We start from the raw sequence: 15,870 nt of genomic DNA, 5'->3' as shown, positions 1-15,870 counted from the left end.
CCCCACCCGCCGCTCAGCCGACTGAGCCGCCCCGACCGGCTCAGGGGCGGCCACGGCTCCGGCTCAGGTCGGCGCGAGCGCCGGCTCAGGTCGAGGCGGGACCGCCGGCTCAGGTCGGCGCGGAACCGCCGGCCATCCGCTCGCGGACGGCCTCGAGCGCCTCGAAGGCGTACGCCCAGTTGTGGCACTTGAAGCTGCGCAGACCGTCGATCGCGGTGTGACAGTCGGAGCAGCGCACCCCGGCGATGGCATCCGGGATCTCGGTGTTGACGTACTTGCGCTCGCCCAGGATGACCGTGGCGATCATGACCTTGTCGTGCAGGCCGGAGAGCGCCGACGAGACGATGTCGTACCAGGTGATCCGCCGGCGGCACTTAGGGCAGTCGGGTTCGTCGCCGCTGACCCAGAGCGGGGCGCCGATGCTGCGCGCCGGCATGCCGAGCAGTTTCTCCAGCCGCCGGACGTCCGACTCGGGGGTGGTCCAGCGGTGTCGGCCGGGCAGTGATGCGGGCGAGTCGTACACGGCGCGGAACAGATCGTGGTCGACCTGCACGGTTTCGCGCTGAGCCGTCATCGGTGTCCCTCCTCGTTGAGTCGGTGCCCCCACCGTGGTCAGCGGTGACCATGGGCGCAGCCGGATCAACGACACGAGGGGTCAGCGGGTCGTCGCCGCGGGTGCTGGACATCGAGTTCCGCGCCTGCGGCTGACCCTGCTTTCGGCTCCGGTGGCCGGCCTCGGGTGGTACGACGGACGCAGGGGCGTGCGCCAGCGGGAGGAGCGCCGATGGCGAGCAGACCCGAACGGCTGCTGCGGGGCGGTGACTCGCCGCTGAGCGCGTCGTTCCTGGAGCTGTTCTTCGATCTGGCGTTCGTGCTCGCCCTCAGTCAGTTGGCCACGCACCTGCTGCACGACCTCACCCTGGCCGGCGCGCTGCGGACCGCCGTGCTGTTGACCGGAGTCTGGTGGATCTGGGTGCCCACCACCTGGTTCGCCGACTGGTACGACCCGGAGAGCCCGGCGGTGCGGTGGCTGTTGGTGGGTTCCGCGCTGGGCAGCCTGCTGATCGGGGTGGCGATCCCGCAGGCGCTGGACGGGCGGGGCCTGCTTTTCGCCGGCGCGTACGTCTCGGTGCACATCGCCCGGGGCGTGGTCACCGCCGTCGGGCTGCGAGGTCATCCGCGGCAGATCCGGACGCTGCGCATCCTCTGCTGGTTCAGCGTCTCCGCCGTACCGTGGCTCGCCGGTGGGTTTCTGCCGCAGTGGCGGGTGCCGCTCTGGCTGCTGGCCCTCGCCCTCGACCTCACCGGTCCGCGACTCCGCTGGCCCACGCCGGGGATGGGCCGGACCAGGCGGGAGGAGTTGCACCTGGCCGGTGAGCATTTCGCCGAGCGGTACCAGCAGATCATGATCATTGCGCTCGGCGAACTCGTTCTGGTCGCCGGCCTCTCGTACGCCGGCACCGACCTTCACTTCCCGCAGACTGTCGCGTTCCTGCTGGTCTTCGCCACCGCGGTGCTGATCGGTCTGCTCTACGTCACGCCCGCCGGCCAGCGTCTCGGCCCGGCCATCGAGCGCGCCGACCCGGCCCGGCTCGGCGTCATCACCGGATACCTGCACCTGGTGATGATCGCCGGGCTGGTGGTCACCGCAGTCGGGGCCGAGTTGAGCATCGCCCACCCCATGGAGACCGGTGACACGACCGCGGTCCTGGTCATCCTGAGCGGGCCGACGCTGTTCCTCGCCGGGCGGATCCTCTTCTCGGCGGCGATCCACCGGCGACTTTCCTGGCCCCGGGTCGCCGCCCTGTTCGTGCTGGCCGCTGCGGCGGCCGTGCTGCGGCTGCCGCTGTTGGTGGTCAGCGCGGTCGCCACCGGGGTGGCGCTCCTGGTGGTCGTCCTGGACCACGCCGGGATCGGGTCCTACCGCCACCGATCTGGTGCGTAGCCAAGAAGCCTGACTAAAGTCAGGTATATGGACTCGGCTCTCATCGCCGCGGTGCGGCGGTTCAACCGGACGGTCACCCAACGGGTGGGTGCGCTCGACGACGAGTACATGGCCCAGGGGCGCCCCCTGGGCCAGGCTCGGTTGCTCTGGGAAATCGGCCCCGCCGGTGCCGAGGTCGCCGCGCTGCGGGCCCGGCTCGGCCTGGACTCCGGATACCTCAGCCGACTCCTGCGCACCCTGGAGAACGACGGCCTCATCGCCGTGGGGCCAGTCGACCAGACCGGCGCCGACGGCCGGGTACGCGTCGCCACGCTCACCGAGGCCGGCCGGACCCAGTGGGCCGACCTCGACCAGCGGTCGGACGATCTCGCCGCCTCGATCCTCGAACCACTCACCGAACACCGCCGCGAACGACTCGTCACCGCCATGGCCGAGGTCGAACGGCTGCTCATCGGCTCGATGGTCGTCATCGAGCCGTGCCCGCCGAGCGACCCGCGAGCCCGCGCGTGCCTGCGGGCCTACGCCCGCGACATCGCGCGACGATTCGACGACGGGTTCGACCCCGCACTGAGCAACCCGGTCCACGACGAAGCGCTCGTCCCGCCCAACGGGGTGCTCCTGCTCGCCACCCTCAACAGCGAACCGATCGGCTGCGGCGCGGTCAAACTCCACCCCGACGCGCCCGCCGAGATCAAACGCGTGTGGGTGGCCGACACCGTACGTGGGCTCGGCGTCGGGCGGCGGCTGCTGGGCGAGTTGGAACGGTACGCCGCCGAGCGCGGTGCGACAGCGGTCCGGCTGGACACCAACCGCAACCTCACCGAGGCGATCGCCCTGTACCGGGCGACCGGTTACCGGGAGATCGAGGCGTACAACACCGAGCGCTACGCCCACCACTGGTTCGAGAAGCGGTTGGGGCACTGACAGCCCCAACCGTCCGGTGATCGGGCGCCGCCTACGCGGCGGCTACAGCCGCTCGAAGCTCTCCATGCCGGCGAGTTTCAGCACCTCGGTCCGGGTCGTCGGGCATTCCTTGCGGGTCTGGTCGTCGATCTCACGGCCGTTGGGCACCGGGCCCTGCTTCTCGTACCAGGAATAGAGGTTCACGGTGAGGTTCGCCATCGCGCCCGTCTCGGACCCGATCCCCTTGAGCGTCGGCACCTGGCCGTCCAGGTAGGCGCACACTTCCTTCGCCGACACCGGAGAGCCGGCGGCCGGGACGGATCCGGCCGCGCTGGTCGGTCCTGTCGTGTCTGGCACCGCGGCGGGCTCGGGCGCGTCGGCCTCGGTGCACGCCGTCAGGGCGAGCACGAGGCAGAGGGCTGGTGCGAGCGGTCGGAACGTACTCATTGGATCTTGTCCTCACGGGGTTCGTGGTGGGTAGGGGTTCCGGCGTTCGCGGCGACGAGCCAGAGGCCGGTGGGCAGCCGGTAGCCGGCGCCGGGCTCACGGAACCGGCCGAGCAGCCGGGCGACCCCGGCCCGGGCCGAGGCCTGATCAGCCGGCGGAGCCGCCCGGTACGCGGCACCGGCCGGGCCGACCTCGATGAGCCATTCGGCCACCGCGTCGGCGTCGTCCGGAGTTTCCAGGGCGACATCGCGCGGTGTGATCGTGACGGAGGTGAAGCCGGCGGTGGTGAGGATCCGGGCGAGCCGCGCCGGGTCGGCGAACGCGAACGGACCGGGCTCGTCACCCACTGGGAGCGGTGGTAACGGTCCGAGATGCGGTGCGGCGCCGAGCATCGCCGCGGACAGCCACGGGTTGACGCCGCCGTCGCGGAAGACGGTCGCGGCGAGGCGCCCTCCCGGGCGCAGTGATCGCCGGATCGTGCGGCAGCCGGCAACCGGGTCCGCCAACAGCATCAGGGTCATTCGTGAGAACGCCGCGTCGAACGGGGCACCAGGCACGACATCGAGAGTCTCGATGTCGGCCACGTGGAACTGGATGCCGGGGTGCCCGTCGGTGGGGAACCGGCGTCGAGCGGCGGTGACCATAGCCTCGTCGATGTCGACACCGATCGCCGCGCCGGTCTGGCCGACTGCGGCGGCGATCTCGGCCGTGGTGCCGCCGCAGCCGCAGCCCACATCGAGGATTCGTTCGGCGGGTCGTGCGGCCAGTCGATCCATGGCCGCCGCGCCCAGCGGTCGACCGGTCTCGTCCTGCCGATCGGCGTGGCGAATCCAGCCAGCTGCCGCTCCCGCCCAGAAAGCGGCGCTGCGGGCCCGCAGGCTGGCGGTGTCGGTCATCAGAACGGCATCTCGGCGCCGTCGACGCTCATCGAGCGGAAGTGGGCCGCCTTCGTCGGGTCGAAGCCGTCCTCCTGTGCCGCCAAGCCAGCAGCTCGGACCAGCCGTTCGGACTGGAACCGGCGGAATGCCGCTTCGTCCTGCCAGATGTTGATGATCCGCCAGCCGTCCTCTGTCGGCCCGGCGACATGGGCGAGGAGACCCGGCGGCCGGTCCGGTCCGAGGTGTCGTTCCACCTGCCGGTATTCCGCCTCGCTGACGCCGGGCATCTCCTGCAACACACCGAACGGCATGGCCGCCACCTCTCGATAGATAGAGTTAGACTCTATCCAATAGAGCACTACACTCGAGAGGTGGTTGTCAAGAGACGTTATGACTCTTCCCGCCGACAGGAGCAGGCCCGACAGACCCGGCGAGCGATCCTCGAAGCGGCTGGCCGGCTGTTCGTCGACCCGGGCTACGCGGCCACACCGCTGACAGCTGTCGCCGTGGAAGCCGGCGTCGCGGTCCAGACCCTGTACGCGGTGTTCGGCAGCAAGCGGCAACTGCTCTCCCAACTGGTCGACGTCACCCTGGCCGGCGACGACGAACCGGTGGCCCTGCCGGACCGGCCCTTCGTCGCCGAGATCCGCGCACTCACCGACCCGCGGGCGAAGCTCGCCCGCTACGCCCGTCACCTGGCCGAGGTCAACGCCCGGCAGGCCCAGGTGATGCTCGCGCTGGTCGGCGCGGCCACGGCCGATCCGGACGCCGCCGAGATCTGGCGCAAGAACGTCGACGACCGCCGCCGCGGCATGGCCATGTTCGCCGCCGAACTCGTCGGCACGGGAGGCGTACGCTCCGACCTGAGCGTCGATCAGGTGGCCGACATCCTCTGGTTGGCCCAGGACGTCCGCAACTTCGACTGGCTCGTCCGGCAACGCGGATGGGCGACTGAGCAGTACCAGCGGTGGTATGTGGACACCGTCAGCGGCGCGATCATCGTCAGCGCCGAATAGTGGAAAGCGCTGGTCATGGGCGCGATGCCGAAGCTGTGGTCACTCGGCCCGCCGACGCGGCGGGCTATTCGACGGAGTAGTCCGGCCGGGCCCCGCCCATGACCGTCTCGTCTGCCAGGTCCTCGTAGGAGACCGATTTACGGCCGGCCAGCCGGTGAGTTGCTCCGACGGCCAGCACGATGGGTTCGGTGTAGATCACCGGGCCGACGGTGAGGGTTATGGCACGTTGCCAGCTTTGATCTTGTGGCCCGGTGCCTCGCCGGGCAGGCTGATACGTCGTCGCCGAACAGCATCCGGCAGCCTGAACGAGGAGATCGTCGTGCGCAAGCTCGTGTATTACATCGCCGCCACCCTGGACGGCTTCATCGCCGGTCCCGACGGCGCCGACCCCACCGGCCCCGACGGCTTCTGGCCCATCCCGGAGGACTACCTGCACCACCTGGTCAGCGAATATCCGGAGACCCTCCCCGGTCCGGCCCGGCAGGCGTTCGGCATCACCGACCAGGGCAGCCGGTTCGACACCGTGCTGGAAGGGCGCCACTCGTACGAGGTGGGCCTGAAGGCCGGCGTGACCGACGCGTACCCGCACCTGCGCCACCTGGTGTTCTCCCGCACGCTGGGCAGCAGCCCGGACCCGGCCGTCGAGGTCGTCGGCCAAGACCCGATTGCCACGGTACGAGAGCTGAAGCGGCACGACGGCAAGGACGTCTGGGTGATCGGCGGCGGTGCGCTGGCCGGTGCCCTCTACTCCGAGATCGACCAGCTGATCATCAAGCTTGCGCCGATGACCATTGGCGCCGGCATCCCGCTCTTCGGCCGCGACGCCGTCTTCGCACCACGCACCTGGCGCCTGACCGACCACACCGTTCTGGACAGTGGCGCCCTCTTCCTCACCTACACGCGCATCCAGACCGGAAACGAGTCCGCCTGAGCACGTCCCAGAACACGGTCATGATCCGTCCCAGCACCGGGCCGCCGCCTGGTAGCGCTAGCGGTCGGCTGCCCTCCAATCACCCCTTCACCGCGCCTGCGGTGAGCCCTTCGGTCAGGAAGCGCTGCCCGAGGGCGTACATGATCACCACGGGGATGCTGACGAGCAGCGACGCGGCGGCGAGTTGTCCTTGCGGCACGACGTCTCCGGCGATCATCGATTGCATCCCCACCGGGAGCGTCTTGTACTCGTCCTTGGTGATGAACACGAAGGCGAAGAGGAACTCGTTCCAGGCGTTGGTCAGGGTGAAGAGCGCGACCGCCAGCAGCCCTGGCTTTGCCAGCGGCAGCACCACCCGGCCGAACGCCTGGATGCGGCTGCAACCGTCGACCAGCGCGGCCTCCTCCAACTCGATGGGGATCGACGAGAAGTAACCCACCAGCAGCCAGGTGGCGAACGGCAGCGTGAAGGTCGGGTACGTCACCACCAGGGACCACAGCGAGTCGGTGAGCCGGGCGCCGATGAGCATCTGGTACAGCGGGATGAACAGCAGCGCACCCGGCATCACGTAGGTGAGCAGCACCGTGACGGTGAAGCCCTGCGCCCCGCGGAACCGCAGCCGGGCCAGCGCGTACCCCGCCAGGGCGGCGCAGACCAGTGCCACAGCGGTCGACGCTGCGGACACCAGCAGGGTGTTGAGATACCAGCGGCCGAACGGTTGGTTGTCGAACAGGGCGCCGAACTGCTCAAGCGTCCACGGCGTCGGCCACAGGTCGTCGGTACGCATGACGACCTGTCCCTCGGACTTGAAGGCCGTGACGGCGATCCAGTACAGCGGGCCCAGCACGAAGAAGAGCAGGCCGGCCAGCGCGGCCCAGGAACCCAGGCCAGACACCACCGACGACGAACGGCGACCACCCCGGGACTGGAGGGTCGAGACCACCCGGCCGACCCCCGCCGCGATCAGCAGAATCACACCGAGGACCACCGCCGCCTTCCAGAAAATCTGCGGTGACGCCCAGGCCAGCAGACCGGTGACCAGCGCGGCGACGACCCACGGCAGCGCCTTTCGCGCCGTCGCGGCCCACCGCTGTGTCCCGATCCACCGCGCCGCCCGGCGTCGCCGGGGCAGTTTGATGTTGGTGTCCTGGCGCAACAACCGGACCAGGACGAACACCAGCCCGCCGATGATCGGCAGCATGACGAGCGTGACCGCCGCGCCCGCGCCGTACTGGAGCTGCAGGATGGCCTTCGAGTAGGCGATGAGCACGTACGGCGCGGTCACGTCGCCCGGGCCGCCCTGCGTCAGCAACCAGACGAGGTCGAAGTTGTTGAACGTCCAGATCGACGACAGGGTCACCGTCACGGTGATCACGTGGCGCAGTCCGGGCAGCGTCACGTGGGTGAACCGCTGCCACGACGAGGCGCCGTCGATGGTCGCCGCCTCGTAGAGGTCCGCAGGGATGGCCTTCAACCCCGCGAGGAAACACACGGTGAAGAACGGCACTCCCTTCCAGACGTTCACGAGGATCACCGACGGCATGGCCAGCGACGGGTCGGACAGCCAGCCCGCGGGCCAGCTGTCCACCAGGTGCGCGCTGGCCAGCAGCGGCCCGATCCCGGTGGCGGTGAGCAGCGTGTTGACGCTGCCGAAGATCGGGTCGAGCAGCGCACGCCAGCTGAACGCCGTCACCACCGTCGGCACCACCCACGGCACCAGGAGCAACCCGGCCAGCACGGCCCGCCCACGGCGGCGATGGTGCAGCAGCAGGGCCGCGGCCAACCCCAGCACGACCTTGAAAACCTCGGCGTACGCGGTGAAGACGAACGAGTTCACCACGCCGGTGTGGAACTGGTCGTCGCCGATGAGCGCGAGGTAGTTGTCCAGGCCGACGAATACGCTGTCCTGCCCGTGCCGTTCCGTGGTGCTGGTGATGATCGACCGGCCGATCGGCACGAGAACGAGCCCGCCGACCAGCACGGCCATCGGCGCCAGGAACAGGGCCGCGAGTCGCCAGTCGCGACCCAGCCGCCGTTGGACCGCGGTGAGGGAGCCAGGTCCCGACGGCGGGGACTTCCTCGCCGTCGGGACCCGCGCAGGACGGACCGAGCTCACTGCGGCAGCCCCTGCTGGTTGAAGATCTGCACCATCTTCGCGTGGGCGGCCGTCACGGCCTGCGCCGGCGCCGTGCCCTGCACGACCTGCTGCATCATGTCGGTGAGGACGTAGGCCGAACCCACCGCCTGCTGGCCCGCGCTGGCCTTCTGCGGGAAGGCCAGGCCGTTCTTCGTGTTCAGCGGCAGCTTCAGTTCAGTGATCTTGCGCAACATGGGGAACGCCGGGTCGCCGCTGGTGAAGAACGGGTCGGCGTCCCAGACCTTCTCCCAGGCGGGCATCACCAGGCCGGGTGCTTCCTTCGCCACCCCGAGCAGCGCGGGCGCGCTGACCAGGTACTGGGCCAGGAGCTTGGCGAGCGCCGGGTTCTTGGCGCCCTTGAAGACGACGAAGCCCTGCGACTGGCCGAGCAGCAGCGGATTGTCGGTCGCCGGCCCGATGCAGTCGGAGAACACGTGGGTGTTCGCGTGCACCGGGTTCTTCTTGGTCCTGGAGTCCGCGTAGACGCTGAACTGGTTGCGGGTGTAGCCGAGGATCCCGGCGAGCCAGTTCTCGTTGTTGCTGGTGTCGGTCCAGCTCGCGATCCCCGGCGGCAGCATCGGCTTGTACTTCGGGTTGGTGTAGATGTCGCCGAGGAAGGTCACCGCCTGCACCGTCTCCGGTGAGTTGAAGGTGACCTTCCGGCCGTCGTTGGCGGCGATCGACCCGCCGTAGGCGTTGATCAGCGCCTCGATCATGCCGTTGCCGTCACCGGACCGGTTCACCGTCATGCCCCAGCCGAACCGGCGTTTGCCCGGATCGGAGATCTCCAGGCACAGGTCCCGCAGCTCCTCCCAGCTGTAGATGTCCTTGGGTGTGATGCCCTTGTCCTGCATCCAGTCCTTGCGCAGGAACGACCCGATCCCGATGAAGTGGTAGGGGATCGCGAACCACTTGCCGTCGAAGACGCAGAAGTTCTTGGCCTCGGCGCAGGGTTCGCCGTACTTGGCGGTCAGCGCCTTGACGACGTCCGTCACGTCCTCCAGGTCGCCCAGCGCCTGGAACTGCGCGACGAACCGGGAGTCGGTCATGAACGCCAGGTCACGCGCCACCCCGCCCTTGACCTCGGCGTCGATCTTGGCCACCACGTCACCGGCGTCGGCCTGGACCAGACTGTTCTCGATCTTCGTCCCGGTGGTGTCGGCGAACTTCTTGATCGAGCTGTCGAGGGCTTCGTTCGCCGCCGTCGAGTACAGCTTCTGCGACAGCATGCCCATCGAGGAGCCCTTCATCGCCGCCGCAGCGTCGATCAGCTCCTGCGGAACCTCAGGCTGCACCTTGCTGGGCGATTCGGAGCTGTCCCCACAGGCGGCCAGACCGGCCGCACCGAGCACCCCCACTCCCATCCCCAGAAAGCCGCGCCGTGACCACCCCGACTTGTCCTCCATGGACACTCGCCTCCTTCATCTCACCGCGCACGGCTGCACGCCGAAGGCCTACCTGGCGGACACCGCGACGGTTGTGTTCCAGTTGGTTTCTGCCGGCGACCACCGAGGGGTCGCCCGTCGAGTTCAGTGCGTCGGTGGGTCGCCACGGTGGTGAGCGGGCCCGCCCGTCACCGTGGGACGTCCACGTCCGCGCGCTTCGTCGGAGCCACCCGAGACATGCCGGGTGCCGCTCGTCGGATGGCGCGACGGGGTCGAGGCGATCGGCGACCGGGCCGAGGTGCTAGCGCTGACGTTCCAGTTCGGTCGGTTCACAGGACCACCGCCGTTCGAGATTTCGAACTAGGTTCGATATACCGTATCGAGTGGTCGCGACGCTAGAACAGTGCCAAGAACGATGTCAATGTTTCGATGTTGTTTCGAACCGAAAGCGGGAGGCTGCCTATCGAGGCTGCGCCCGGTAGCCCATGCGAGCCGACAACGCGGCCGCCCCCTCGCGAACCAGCCCGGTCCACTCCACCTGCACCTGAGGCGTCCAACGGATGATCGGCGCGGACAAGCTCATCCCAGCGATGACGGCGCCGGTATGGTCCCGGATCCCCGCGGCGACGCAGCGCATCGCAGTGTCCGACTCGCCGATGTCGACCGCGACGCCCTCCACCCGGACCCGGTCCAGATGTTCACGAAGAAGATCCGGATCGGTGATGCTCTCCGGCGTCATGCCCGGCAGGGGGTCCTTCAGCAGGACGGCGTCCAGGTCCGCCTCATCGAGGGCCGACAGCAGCACCTTGCCAACGGCCGTGCAGTGGGCGGGCAGCCGCAGCCCGACCCCGGAAACCATCCGAACCGGGTGGGTGCTGTCGAACTTGACGAGGTAGATGACATCGGCGCCGTCGAGCACCGCCACATGAACCGCCTCGTCGCACGCAGCGGCCACGTCCTGCGCGACGCCCTGCGCCTCGCGTACCAGATCAAGCCGGCCCGCGAACGCCGCGCCCAACTGGAACAGCGGCATGCCGAGCCGATACTGCACCGGCTGACCCGGTACGGAGATCAGGTACGCGCGAGCCTCAAGCGTCACGAGCAACTCGTGGACAGTCGTGCGCGGCAGGTCGAGTCGCTCCATCACCTGGCGGGCCGACAGTTGGGGGCAGTCCAGGAACAGTTCGAGGACGTCGAGGGCGCGGATGACCGCCGGTACCACACGGGGCATGTCGATAGTCCCTTCGCAGCGCCGAACCCGTGTCAACGATCTCCACACGGGCCAGCACCTGAAGAGGATATCTACGTCGGCTCCCGGCGCCAGGTGCCAGACGCGTCGCCGGTTCGAACCGTCTCGACACGGTAGGTGGCCTTATGCGGGCTGATGGGATCTCGTGACGGAGCTGCGGTGTCGACGGGATCACCGATCAGCTCTGTCACGGCGGGACGAATGACCGACCTCTGCCGCGTCCCTGAGTCAAGATCTGATACCAGTCCGTCAGCGGGCACTACCTCTTTCTTCAGTGGCGGCTCAGGCGACCAGTCACCAACCGAACCAGACGGCTCCGCTCGCATGCCCATTGAGACACCATTTCCTCGCGCCCCCTCTGGGGACAAAAATTCGTCGGCAACTACCACTACGATCTTGCGCGCAGGTATTGCCAGGACGGCATTCGGGTTTCCGCCGGCCTCCACTTTCGATACAGGGAGACCACGTGAAGAAGAGGCTGATCGGCGTCGCGTCCACCCTTGCCATCGCCCTTGGTGGGACGCTGGCACTCGCCGCCCCGGCCCAGGCTGCCACCCCGGCCATCATGATTGCCAAGGCTTACTACAACTCGCCGGGCAGCGACACTGGATCGAACACCAGCCTGAACGCCGAATACGTGCGGCTGACCAACAAGCGCACTACGACAATCAACCTCAAGTCCTGGACTCTGCGCGACAAGTCCAACCACGTCTACACGTTCAGCAGCAATTTCTATCTGAAGGCCGGCGCCAGCGTGGTGGTCCACACCGGCAAGGGCACCAACACCGCTAGCAACCGCTACTGGGGGCGCGCCTCGTACGTGTGGAACAACACCGGCGACACCGCCTACCTGCGCAACTCGGCCGGAACGGCGATCGACAGCTGCTCGTGGGGCAGCAGCGGCAGCTACACCTCCTGCTGACGGGGTCTCCGCAAACAGCGACAGCGTCGGCCCACTTCGTCAGGCGGGCCGGCGCTGTCGCGCGCCACATCCGCACGTGCGCGCTTTACAAAGCGGTCCCGTTGGCTGGACCGCCAGGAGCGGACGGCGGCCGTCCTTTGGCGGCCAGTGCCCTCGGTTCAGAGCGGAACTCTGCTTGACACTCACGTCCCCGCTCGATGACATTGAGGACAATCGGCCCAAGGTCGGCCCTGGTCAACAGGACGGATTATCCACATGGACGCCTCCAGCGGTGGCAAGCCCGATGACGGCGAACGGCCCGACACCGTCCGCGGTTCTGGAGGCGCGCCGGTCAAGCCGTCCTGGTTGTCGGTGAAGTGGAGCAAACACCACAAGCAGCTCGGCTTCCTGGCGATGACAGCGCTGGCGCTGGCCGGCCTCATCATCGTGGGTGCCCGCGTCGGGTGGTGGTATGGGGGACTGGCAGCATTGGCGGTCGGCATCGTCGCCACAGCCCTTCCGATCCTCTGGTCGTTCCTCGGCTTCCTGGAGCTGAACGACCCCGGTCCCTGGTTCACCAGCGCCGCCAACCTGGGCACTCAGGCGCCCAGGCTGCAGGCCCACTACGAGCGCATCGAAGGAACGCTACGGTTCTGGAAGAACAAGGCGACGGCGCACTATCGGCTACATCTCGCGCGCGTGATGTGGAGCCTGATATCAAGTGTCAGCTTGCCTGTACTCGTTCAACGGTTTGAGAAGGATGAGCCGGGAGCTGTCCTGTTCATGACGGCTCTGACGGCATGGACAGGGCTGATCTCCATCCTGGCCTACACCTTGAAGTCGGAGGAGAAGTATCAGGGGTTCCGGCAGCAGGAATCAGATTTCTACGACGAGGGCCGGCGGCTGTTGGACTTCGCCGACCCAAGGGATCCAAAATTCAAGGAACGCGTCGACGGGTACATCAGGACCATCGACCAGGTGCGCAAGGTGGGCCGCCGGGTTGAGACCGGGAGCCCTCCATCAGCCGTCTAGCTAGGTGTGATTGCACAGTTCGAGCAGGTCCATCACGGGTGTGGGCCTCGCCGCATTCCGGCACGCCGACGTTCCTGATCCGAGCCCGGTCCGCTACCGATCGCCGTAGTGGTATCGGCAGGCAATGATTTCGACCTCGTCCTTGGCGATCCGATACACCAGCCGGTGTTCGCGATCGATTCTTCGGGACCAGAAGCCGGCCAGCTCTCCCCGCAGGGGTTCCGGTTTGCCGATGCCCTCGTATCCGTTACGCATCACGTCAGCGACGAGATCGTTGATGCGCTTGACCAACTTGCGGTCGGTGTGGCTCAGGTACTGATTCCAGGCCGTCGCGGTGAAGATCAGCCTCACGCCACGTCCCGCACGGTGGCCGGGTCGATCAGATCCCGCTCGGCCGCGTCACCCTCTTCAAGCTCCGCGATTGATCGGCGGAGGGCTGCGGCGTTGGCCGGGTTGCGAAGGAGATACTCGGTCTCCTTCATCGCCTCGTACTCTGCGAGCGGCACGATCACCACCGGCTCGTGGCCCGAGCGGGTTACCACCACCTCCTCGGCGTCGTTGATGACGCTGTCGAGTTCGGCGGCCAGGTTCTGGCGTAGCTGGGTGAAGTTCACGGTCCGCATGACCACCTCCAGGGCAAGTACAGAAAACTGTACCTCAGGTGACCTGGTTGCATACGCGTGCGTCGCCCGCCGCTGCAGTACTTCCCTGCAGTGAGGGCACACGCACCGAGGCAGGAGCGATTAACGTCAGGGCCGGTGAGCTGGAACGGAGTGGGCCGCCAGGGACTCGAACCCTGAACCTATGGATTAAAAGTCCACAGCTCTGCCATTGAGCTAGCGGCCCGCGCGCTCAGGTTACCCGACCGTCTGCGCCCCGGCTGATGTCCGCCCCCCGGTCAAGAGGAGTGATGCTGATCTACGCCGCGGTGGTGTGGGCGTTGGACGACCGCCGTTGATGGTGCAGGGCTGCGCGGCTCGTTTCCGCAGCCGCCTTGGACATCTGCGGCGAACTTCGGCACCACTTGGTCACCGGTATAGCTTCATCACCGATATATTGACGTCATGTCCACACCCACGCCGCTGCGGGAACCCACCTTCTTGATCCTCACCGCCCTGGCGCGGGAGGACATGCACGGCTACGGCATCGTCAGCGACGTCGCGGCCCTCTCCGGTGGGCGGTTGGCGCTGCGGCCCGGCACCCTCTACGGAGCACTCGACCGCCTCACCGACGAGGGGCTGGTCGAGCGGGCCCACGAGGAGGTCGTCGAGGGACGGCTGCGCCGCTATTACCGGCTCACCGAAGCCGGCCGGTCCGTGCTCACCGCCGAGACCGAAAGGCTGCGCGGCAACGTCGAGGCCGCCACGCAGCGGTTACGTGCTCGACCTGCGGGCCCCCGCGCCGCCGGCGCCACCTCACGCGGCCCTCTGACGGCCGTCCGCCCCATCCTTCGACCGACCGGAGGCCCGGCATGAGCCAGCCCAACCCCGCGCAGGATCAGGCCGGGTCGCCGCTGGAGTCCCGCTACCGGCGGCTGCTGCGGGCCTACCCGGCTGACTACCAGGCTGAGCGGGGCGACGAGATCGTCGGGACGTACCTCGACACGGTCGATCCGGGGCGGCGCTGGCCATCCCCACACGACGCCGCCGACCTGCTCGGCGCCGGGCTCCGGGAGAGACTGCGCGGGTACGGTGCCCTCGGGCTGGTTGCGGCTCTCCCGCTGGCCGCGACCGCCGCGTTGAACACCCTGGTCGCGGTCTCCGCCTTCCTGCTCCTACAAGTCGAGTTCGAAGATCCCCGCTTCGCTGGGCTGGACCCGGTCGGCCCGTTCCAGACCCTCGGCGCCGTCATCTGGCTGGGCTGGCTGCTCGTCGCCCTCTCCGCCACCGCGCTGCCCGGGGCCTGGGCCCGCTCTGTCGCGGCCGGTGGTCTCCTGCTGACCATCGCCGTGCCGCCCGTGGCCGCCGCCACCGGGCAGCCTGGGCCGCCGCTGTTCGTGCTGGTTCCCGCCGTCGCGCTCGGCCTGGCCACGCTCGCGCTGCCCTCCCATCCCGGCTGGGTCGCGCGTAGCCTGCCGCTGCTCACGGCCGGCTGTGTGACGGCCGCATCCGTGGCGTTCAGCGCCGCCGAGAACGGCGGGAACATGTTCACGTCGTACGGCTCGATCCCCGAGCTGCTGGCGATGGCCGGGGGGTTGATGTTCGCACTGGTCCTGCTCGTCGGCCTCGGTCGCGCCCTGCGAGCCGACGACGCCGGCCTCTGGGCGACAGTGCTGCTCGCCACCCCGGCCGGCCTGTTCGGCGCCAACCAGCTCAGCCAAGGGATCTGGGGCAGCCAAGGAGGTGGGCCGACCTCGGGGGCCTACGCCACCACCACCGGGTCGATCCTTCTGGTCGGCGCGGCGCTGCTGGCAGCGGCAATCGCCGGCCAGGCCGCACGACACCAGACCGTACGTCGGCGAGTGCTCGACGACGCCTGCCCGACCTGCGGACACCGCTCGACCGCTACGGCACGGGCCTGACCTCGGGCAGGACCTCCGGGTAGCGGGGTCCGAGGTGTGGGGTCGGTGATCTGGAGTGGTCCGCATGGTGGCGCATGGGTGGCGGCCGCTGGGGAACCAGGACCGGCATGGGATCGAGCCGATTGCCGGCCGTGGCGGCCTCCGGGGAGGAGGTCGGGCGCGATGGCGTACGCCAGCCGGGTGGCGAGGTGCACGCCTGGCTGCCCGGCCAGAACCAGACGGTCTGTGGCCTGGCGCTGAGCCGGACCCGACTGCGTCGCTTCCCGCATGTGCGCTTCGACTACTCGGGTACCGACGTGCTCACCGAGGCGGACGCCGTGGGCTGGATCTGCCCACGCTGCCTGGCCGCCACCGCCGGTAGGCGGGGCAAGGAGAAGCACGGCTGGGTACGGGAGTCTCCTCGCCCTTGATCGACTCGGGATCCCGGAAGTCGGGCTGTCCTGGGCGCGCGGATGCCGCGACTTTCAGGAAGTCGAGTGGATCAAGCGGCCGGGCGGGGCGGGCCACCACGCTGATGGGCGGTTG

General features: G+C 68.6%; 19 protein-coding genes and 1 tRNA gene. 9 read left to right on the top strand and 11 right to left on the bottom strand.

What is annotated here, in order from left to right; translation table 11 throughout:
• Positions 1-109: 109 nt before the first annotated feature.
• On the bottom strand, positions 110-574 hold the full coding sequence (locus tag DLJ58_RS29300; RefSeq protein ID WP_124861156.1) for a hypothetical protein: 465 nt from the start codon (positions 572-574) through the stop codon (positions 110-112).
• A 210-nt stretch (positions 575-784) separates the two neighbouring features.
• On the opposite strand from DLJ58_RS29300, the gene DLJ58_RS29295 reads away from it, so the two are divergent.
• Positions 785-1,945 (top strand): low temperature requirement protein A, encoded by a 1,161-nt coding sequence (locus DLJ58_RS29295; RefSeq protein WP_124861154.1) that lies wholly within the window; start codon positions 785-787, stop codon positions 1,943-1,945.
• 27 nt (positions 1,946-1,972) lie between these two features.
• Positions 1,973-2,869, top strand: a complete 897-nt coding sequence (locus tag DLJ58_RS29290; protein WP_124861152.1) for a helix-turn-helix domain-containing GNAT family N-acetyltransferase — start codon at positions 1,973-1,975, stop codon at positions 2,867-2,869.
• A gap of 42 nt (positions 2,870-2,911) precedes the next feature.
• Here the strand turns inward: DLJ58_RS29290 and DLJ58_RS29285 are convergent, their stop codons facing one another.
• Genes DLJ58_RS29285 through DLJ58_RS34160 form a run of 3 tightly spaced genes read right to left on the bottom strand, consistent with a single transcriptional unit; the run spans position 2,912 to position 4,484 of the window.
• Complete coding sequence (locus DLJ58_RS29285) at positions 2,912-3,295, bottom strand: hypothetical protein (protein ID WP_124861150.1); 384 nt, start codon at positions 3,293-3,295, stop codon at positions 2,912-2,914.
• The gene (locus DLJ58_RS29280; protein ID WP_124861148.1) at positions 3,292-4,191 is read right to left on the bottom strand and encodes a methyltransferase domain-containing protein; all 900 of its coding nucleotides are present in this window, start codon (positions 4,189-4,191) and stop codon (positions 3,292-3,294) included. Before DLJ58_RS29280 ends, DLJ58_RS29285 begins: the two co-directional genes overlap by 4 nt.
• Positions 4,191-4,484, bottom strand: coding sequence for a hypothetical protein (locus tag DLJ58_RS34160; RefSeq protein ID WP_112624669.1), 294 nt, complete (start codon positions 4,482-4,484; stop codon positions 4,191-4,193). The genes DLJ58_RS29280 and DLJ58_RS34160 overlap by 1 nt, the downstream gene beginning before the upstream one ends.
• Before the next feature lie 60 nt (positions 4,485-4,544).
• Between DLJ58_RS34160 and DLJ58_RS29275 the strand changes: the two genes are divergently transcribed.
• The gene (locus DLJ58_RS29275) at positions 4,545-5,189 is read left to right on the top strand and encodes a TetR/AcrR family transcriptional regulator (protein ID WP_244219185.1); all 645 of its coding nucleotides are present in this window, start codon (positions 4,545-4,547) and stop codon (positions 5,187-5,189) included.
• A gap of 64 nt (positions 5,190-5,253) precedes the next feature.
• On the opposite strand, the gene DLJ58_RS34980 is transcribed toward DLJ58_RS29275, so the two are convergent.
• The gene (locus DLJ58_RS34980; RefSeq protein ID WP_279635920.1) at positions 5,254-5,388 is read right to left on the bottom strand and encodes a hypothetical protein; all 135 of its coding nucleotides are present in this window, start codon (positions 5,386-5,388) and stop codon (positions 5,254-5,256) included.
• Between the two features lie 120 nt (positions 5,389-5,508).
• Here DLJ58_RS34980 and DLJ58_RS29265 point away from each other — a divergent pair, with 120 nt between their 5' ends.
• Positions 5,509-6,120, top strand: a complete 612-nt coding sequence (locus DLJ58_RS29265; protein WP_124861146.1) for a dihydrofolate reductase family protein — start codon at positions 5,509-5,511, stop codon at positions 6,118-6,120.
• Positions 6,121-6,199: 79 nt separating this feature from the next.
• On the opposite strand, the gene DLJ58_RS29260 is transcribed toward DLJ58_RS29265, so the two are convergent.
• The 3 genes from DLJ58_RS29260 to DLJ58_RS29250 all read right to left on the bottom strand — a co-directional run bounded on the left by DLJ58_RS29260 (position 6,200) and on the right by DLJ58_RS29250 (position 10,873).
• Positions 6,200-8,236, bottom strand: a complete 2,037-nt coding sequence (locus tag DLJ58_RS29260) for an ABC transporter permease (RefSeq protein ID WP_124861144.1) — start codon at positions 8,234-8,236, stop codon at positions 6,200-6,202.
• Positions 8,233-9,663, bottom strand: coding sequence for an extracellular solute-binding protein (locus DLJ58_RS29255; RefSeq protein ID WP_124861142.1), 1,431 nt, complete (start codon positions 9,661-9,663; stop codon positions 8,233-8,235). The genes DLJ58_RS29260 and DLJ58_RS29255 overlap by 4 nt, the downstream gene beginning before the upstream one ends.
• A gap of 439 nt (positions 9,664-10,102) precedes the next feature.
• Positions 10,103-10,873 (bottom strand): IclR family transcriptional regulator, encoded by a 771-nt coding sequence (locus DLJ58_RS29250; RefSeq protein ID WP_124861140.1) that lies wholly within the window; start codon positions 10,871-10,873, stop codon positions 10,103-10,105.
• A gap of 484 nt (positions 10,874-11,357) precedes the next feature.
• On the opposite strand from DLJ58_RS29250, the gene DLJ58_RS29245 reads away from it, so the two are divergent.
• Positions 11,358-11,813 carry a lamin tail domain-containing protein gene (locus DLJ58_RS29245; RefSeq protein WP_244219183.1) on the top strand — a complete coding sequence of 152 codons (456 nt, stop codon included), beginning with the start codon at positions 11,358-11,360 and terminating at the stop codon, positions 11,811-11,813.
• Positions 11,814-12,068: 255 nt separating this feature from the next.
• Positions 12,069-12,824, top strand: coding sequence for a hypothetical protein (locus DLJ58_RS29240; protein ID WP_124861138.1), 756 nt, complete (start codon positions 12,069-12,071; stop codon positions 12,822-12,824).
• Positions 12,825-12,917: 93 nt separating this feature from the next.
• Here DLJ58_RS29240 and DLJ58_RS29235 read toward each other — a convergent pair whose 3' ends face one another.
• The 3 genes from DLJ58_RS29235 to DLJ58_RS29225 form a co-directional block, all read right to left on the bottom strand.
• On the bottom strand, positions 12,918-13,175 hold the full coding sequence (locus DLJ58_RS29235) for a Txe/YoeB family addiction module toxin (protein ID WP_124861136.1): 258 nt from the start codon (positions 13,173-13,175) through the stop codon (positions 12,918-12,920).
• Positions 13,172-13,447, bottom strand: coding sequence for a type II toxin-antitoxin system Phd/YefM family antitoxin (locus DLJ58_RS29230; RefSeq protein ID WP_167493751.1), 276 nt, complete (start codon positions 13,445-13,447; stop codon positions 13,172-13,174). The genes DLJ58_RS29235 and DLJ58_RS29230 overlap by 4 nt, the downstream gene beginning before the upstream one ends.
• 151 nt (positions 13,448-13,598) lie before the next feature.
• A tRNA-Lys gene (locus DLJ58_RS29225) sits at positions 13,599-13,670 on the bottom strand.
• Between the two features lie 218 nt (positions 13,671-13,888).
• On the opposite strand from DLJ58_RS29225, the gene DLJ58_RS29220 reads away from it, so the two are divergent.
• The 3 genes from DLJ58_RS29220 (at position 13,889) to DLJ58_RS29210 (ending at position 15,755) form a co-directional block, all read left to right on the top strand.
• Positions 13,889-14,299, top strand: coding sequence for a PadR family transcriptional regulator (locus DLJ58_RS29220; protein ID WP_124861132.1), 411 nt, complete (start codon positions 13,889-13,891; stop codon positions 14,297-14,299).
• Positions 14,296-15,345, top strand: coding sequence for a GlsB/YeaQ/YmgE family stress response membrane protein (locus tag DLJ58_RS29215; RefSeq protein ID WP_124861130.1), 1,050 nt, complete (start codon positions 14,296-14,298; stop codon positions 15,343-15,345). Before DLJ58_RS29220 ends, DLJ58_RS29215 begins: the two co-directional genes overlap by 4 nt.
• Before the next feature lie 107 nt (positions 15,346-15,452).
• Entirely contained in the window at positions 15,453-15,755 is a 303-nt protein-coding gene (locus DLJ58_RS29210; protein ID WP_124861128.1) for a hypothetical protein, read from the top strand.
• Positions 15,756-15,870: the final 115 nt, after the last annotated feature.

The organism is Micromonospora arida (assembly GCF_003857035.1).
Classification (GTDB): domain Bacteria; phylum Actinomycetota; class Actinomycetes; order Mycobacteriales; family Micromonosporaceae; genus Micromonospora; species Micromonospora arida.
Note: the sequence above shows the minus strand (reverse complement) of the source record. Positions and strands in the feature narration are given on the sequence as shown.

Coding starts and splice junctions, on each gene's coding strand:
- DLJ58_RS29255 (WP_124861142.1), bottom strand. CDS start 9,663: ATGGAGGACAAGTCGGGGTGGTCACGGCGCGGCTTTCTGGGGATGGGA.
- DLJ58_RS29230 (WP_167493751.1), bottom strand. CDS start 13,447: ATGCGGACCGTGAACTTCACCCAGCTACGCCAGAACCTGGCCGCCGAA.
- DLJ58_RS29295 (WP_124861154.1), top strand. CDS start 785: ATGGCGAGCAGACCCGAACGGCTGCTGCGGGGCGGTGACTCGCCGCTG.
- DLJ58_RS29210 (WP_124861128.1), top strand. CDS start 15,453: ATGGGATCGAGCCGATTGCCGGCCGTGGCGGCCTCCGGGGAGGAGGTC.
- DLJ58_RS29220 (WP_124861132.1), top strand. CDS start 13,889: ATGTCCACACCCACGCCGCTGCGGGAACCCACCTTCTTGATCCTCACC.
- DLJ58_RS29240 (WP_124861138.1), top strand. CDS start 12,069: ATGGACGCCTCCAGCGGTGGCAAGCCCGATGACGGCGAACGGCCCGAC.
- DLJ58_RS29280 (WP_124861148.1), bottom strand. CDS start 4,191: ATGACCGACACCGCCAGCCTGCGGGCCCGCAGCGCCGCTTTCTGGGCG.
- DLJ58_RS34160 (WP_112624669.1), bottom strand. CDS start 4,484: ATGCCGTTCGGTGTGTTGCAGGAGATGCCCGGCGTCAGCGAGGCGGAA.
- DLJ58_RS29285 (WP_124861150.1), bottom strand. CDS start 3,295: ATGAGTACGTTCCGACCGCTCGCACCAGCCCTCTGCCTCGTGCTCGCC.
- DLJ58_RS29290 (WP_124861152.1), top strand. CDS start 1,973: ATGGACTCGGCTCTCATCGCCGCGGTGCGGCGGTTCAACCGGACGGTC.
- DLJ58_RS29215 (WP_124861130.1), top strand. CDS start 14,296: ATGAGCCAGCCCAACCCCGCGCAGGATCAGGCCGGGTCGCCGCTGGAG.
- DLJ58_RS29300 (WP_124861156.1), bottom strand. CDS start 574: ATGACGGCTCAGCGCGAAACCGTGCAGGTCGACCACGATCTGTTCCGC.
- DLJ58_RS29250 (WP_124861140.1), bottom strand. CDS start 10,873: ATGCCCCGTGTGGTACCGGCGGTCATCCGCGCCCTCGACGTCCTCGAA.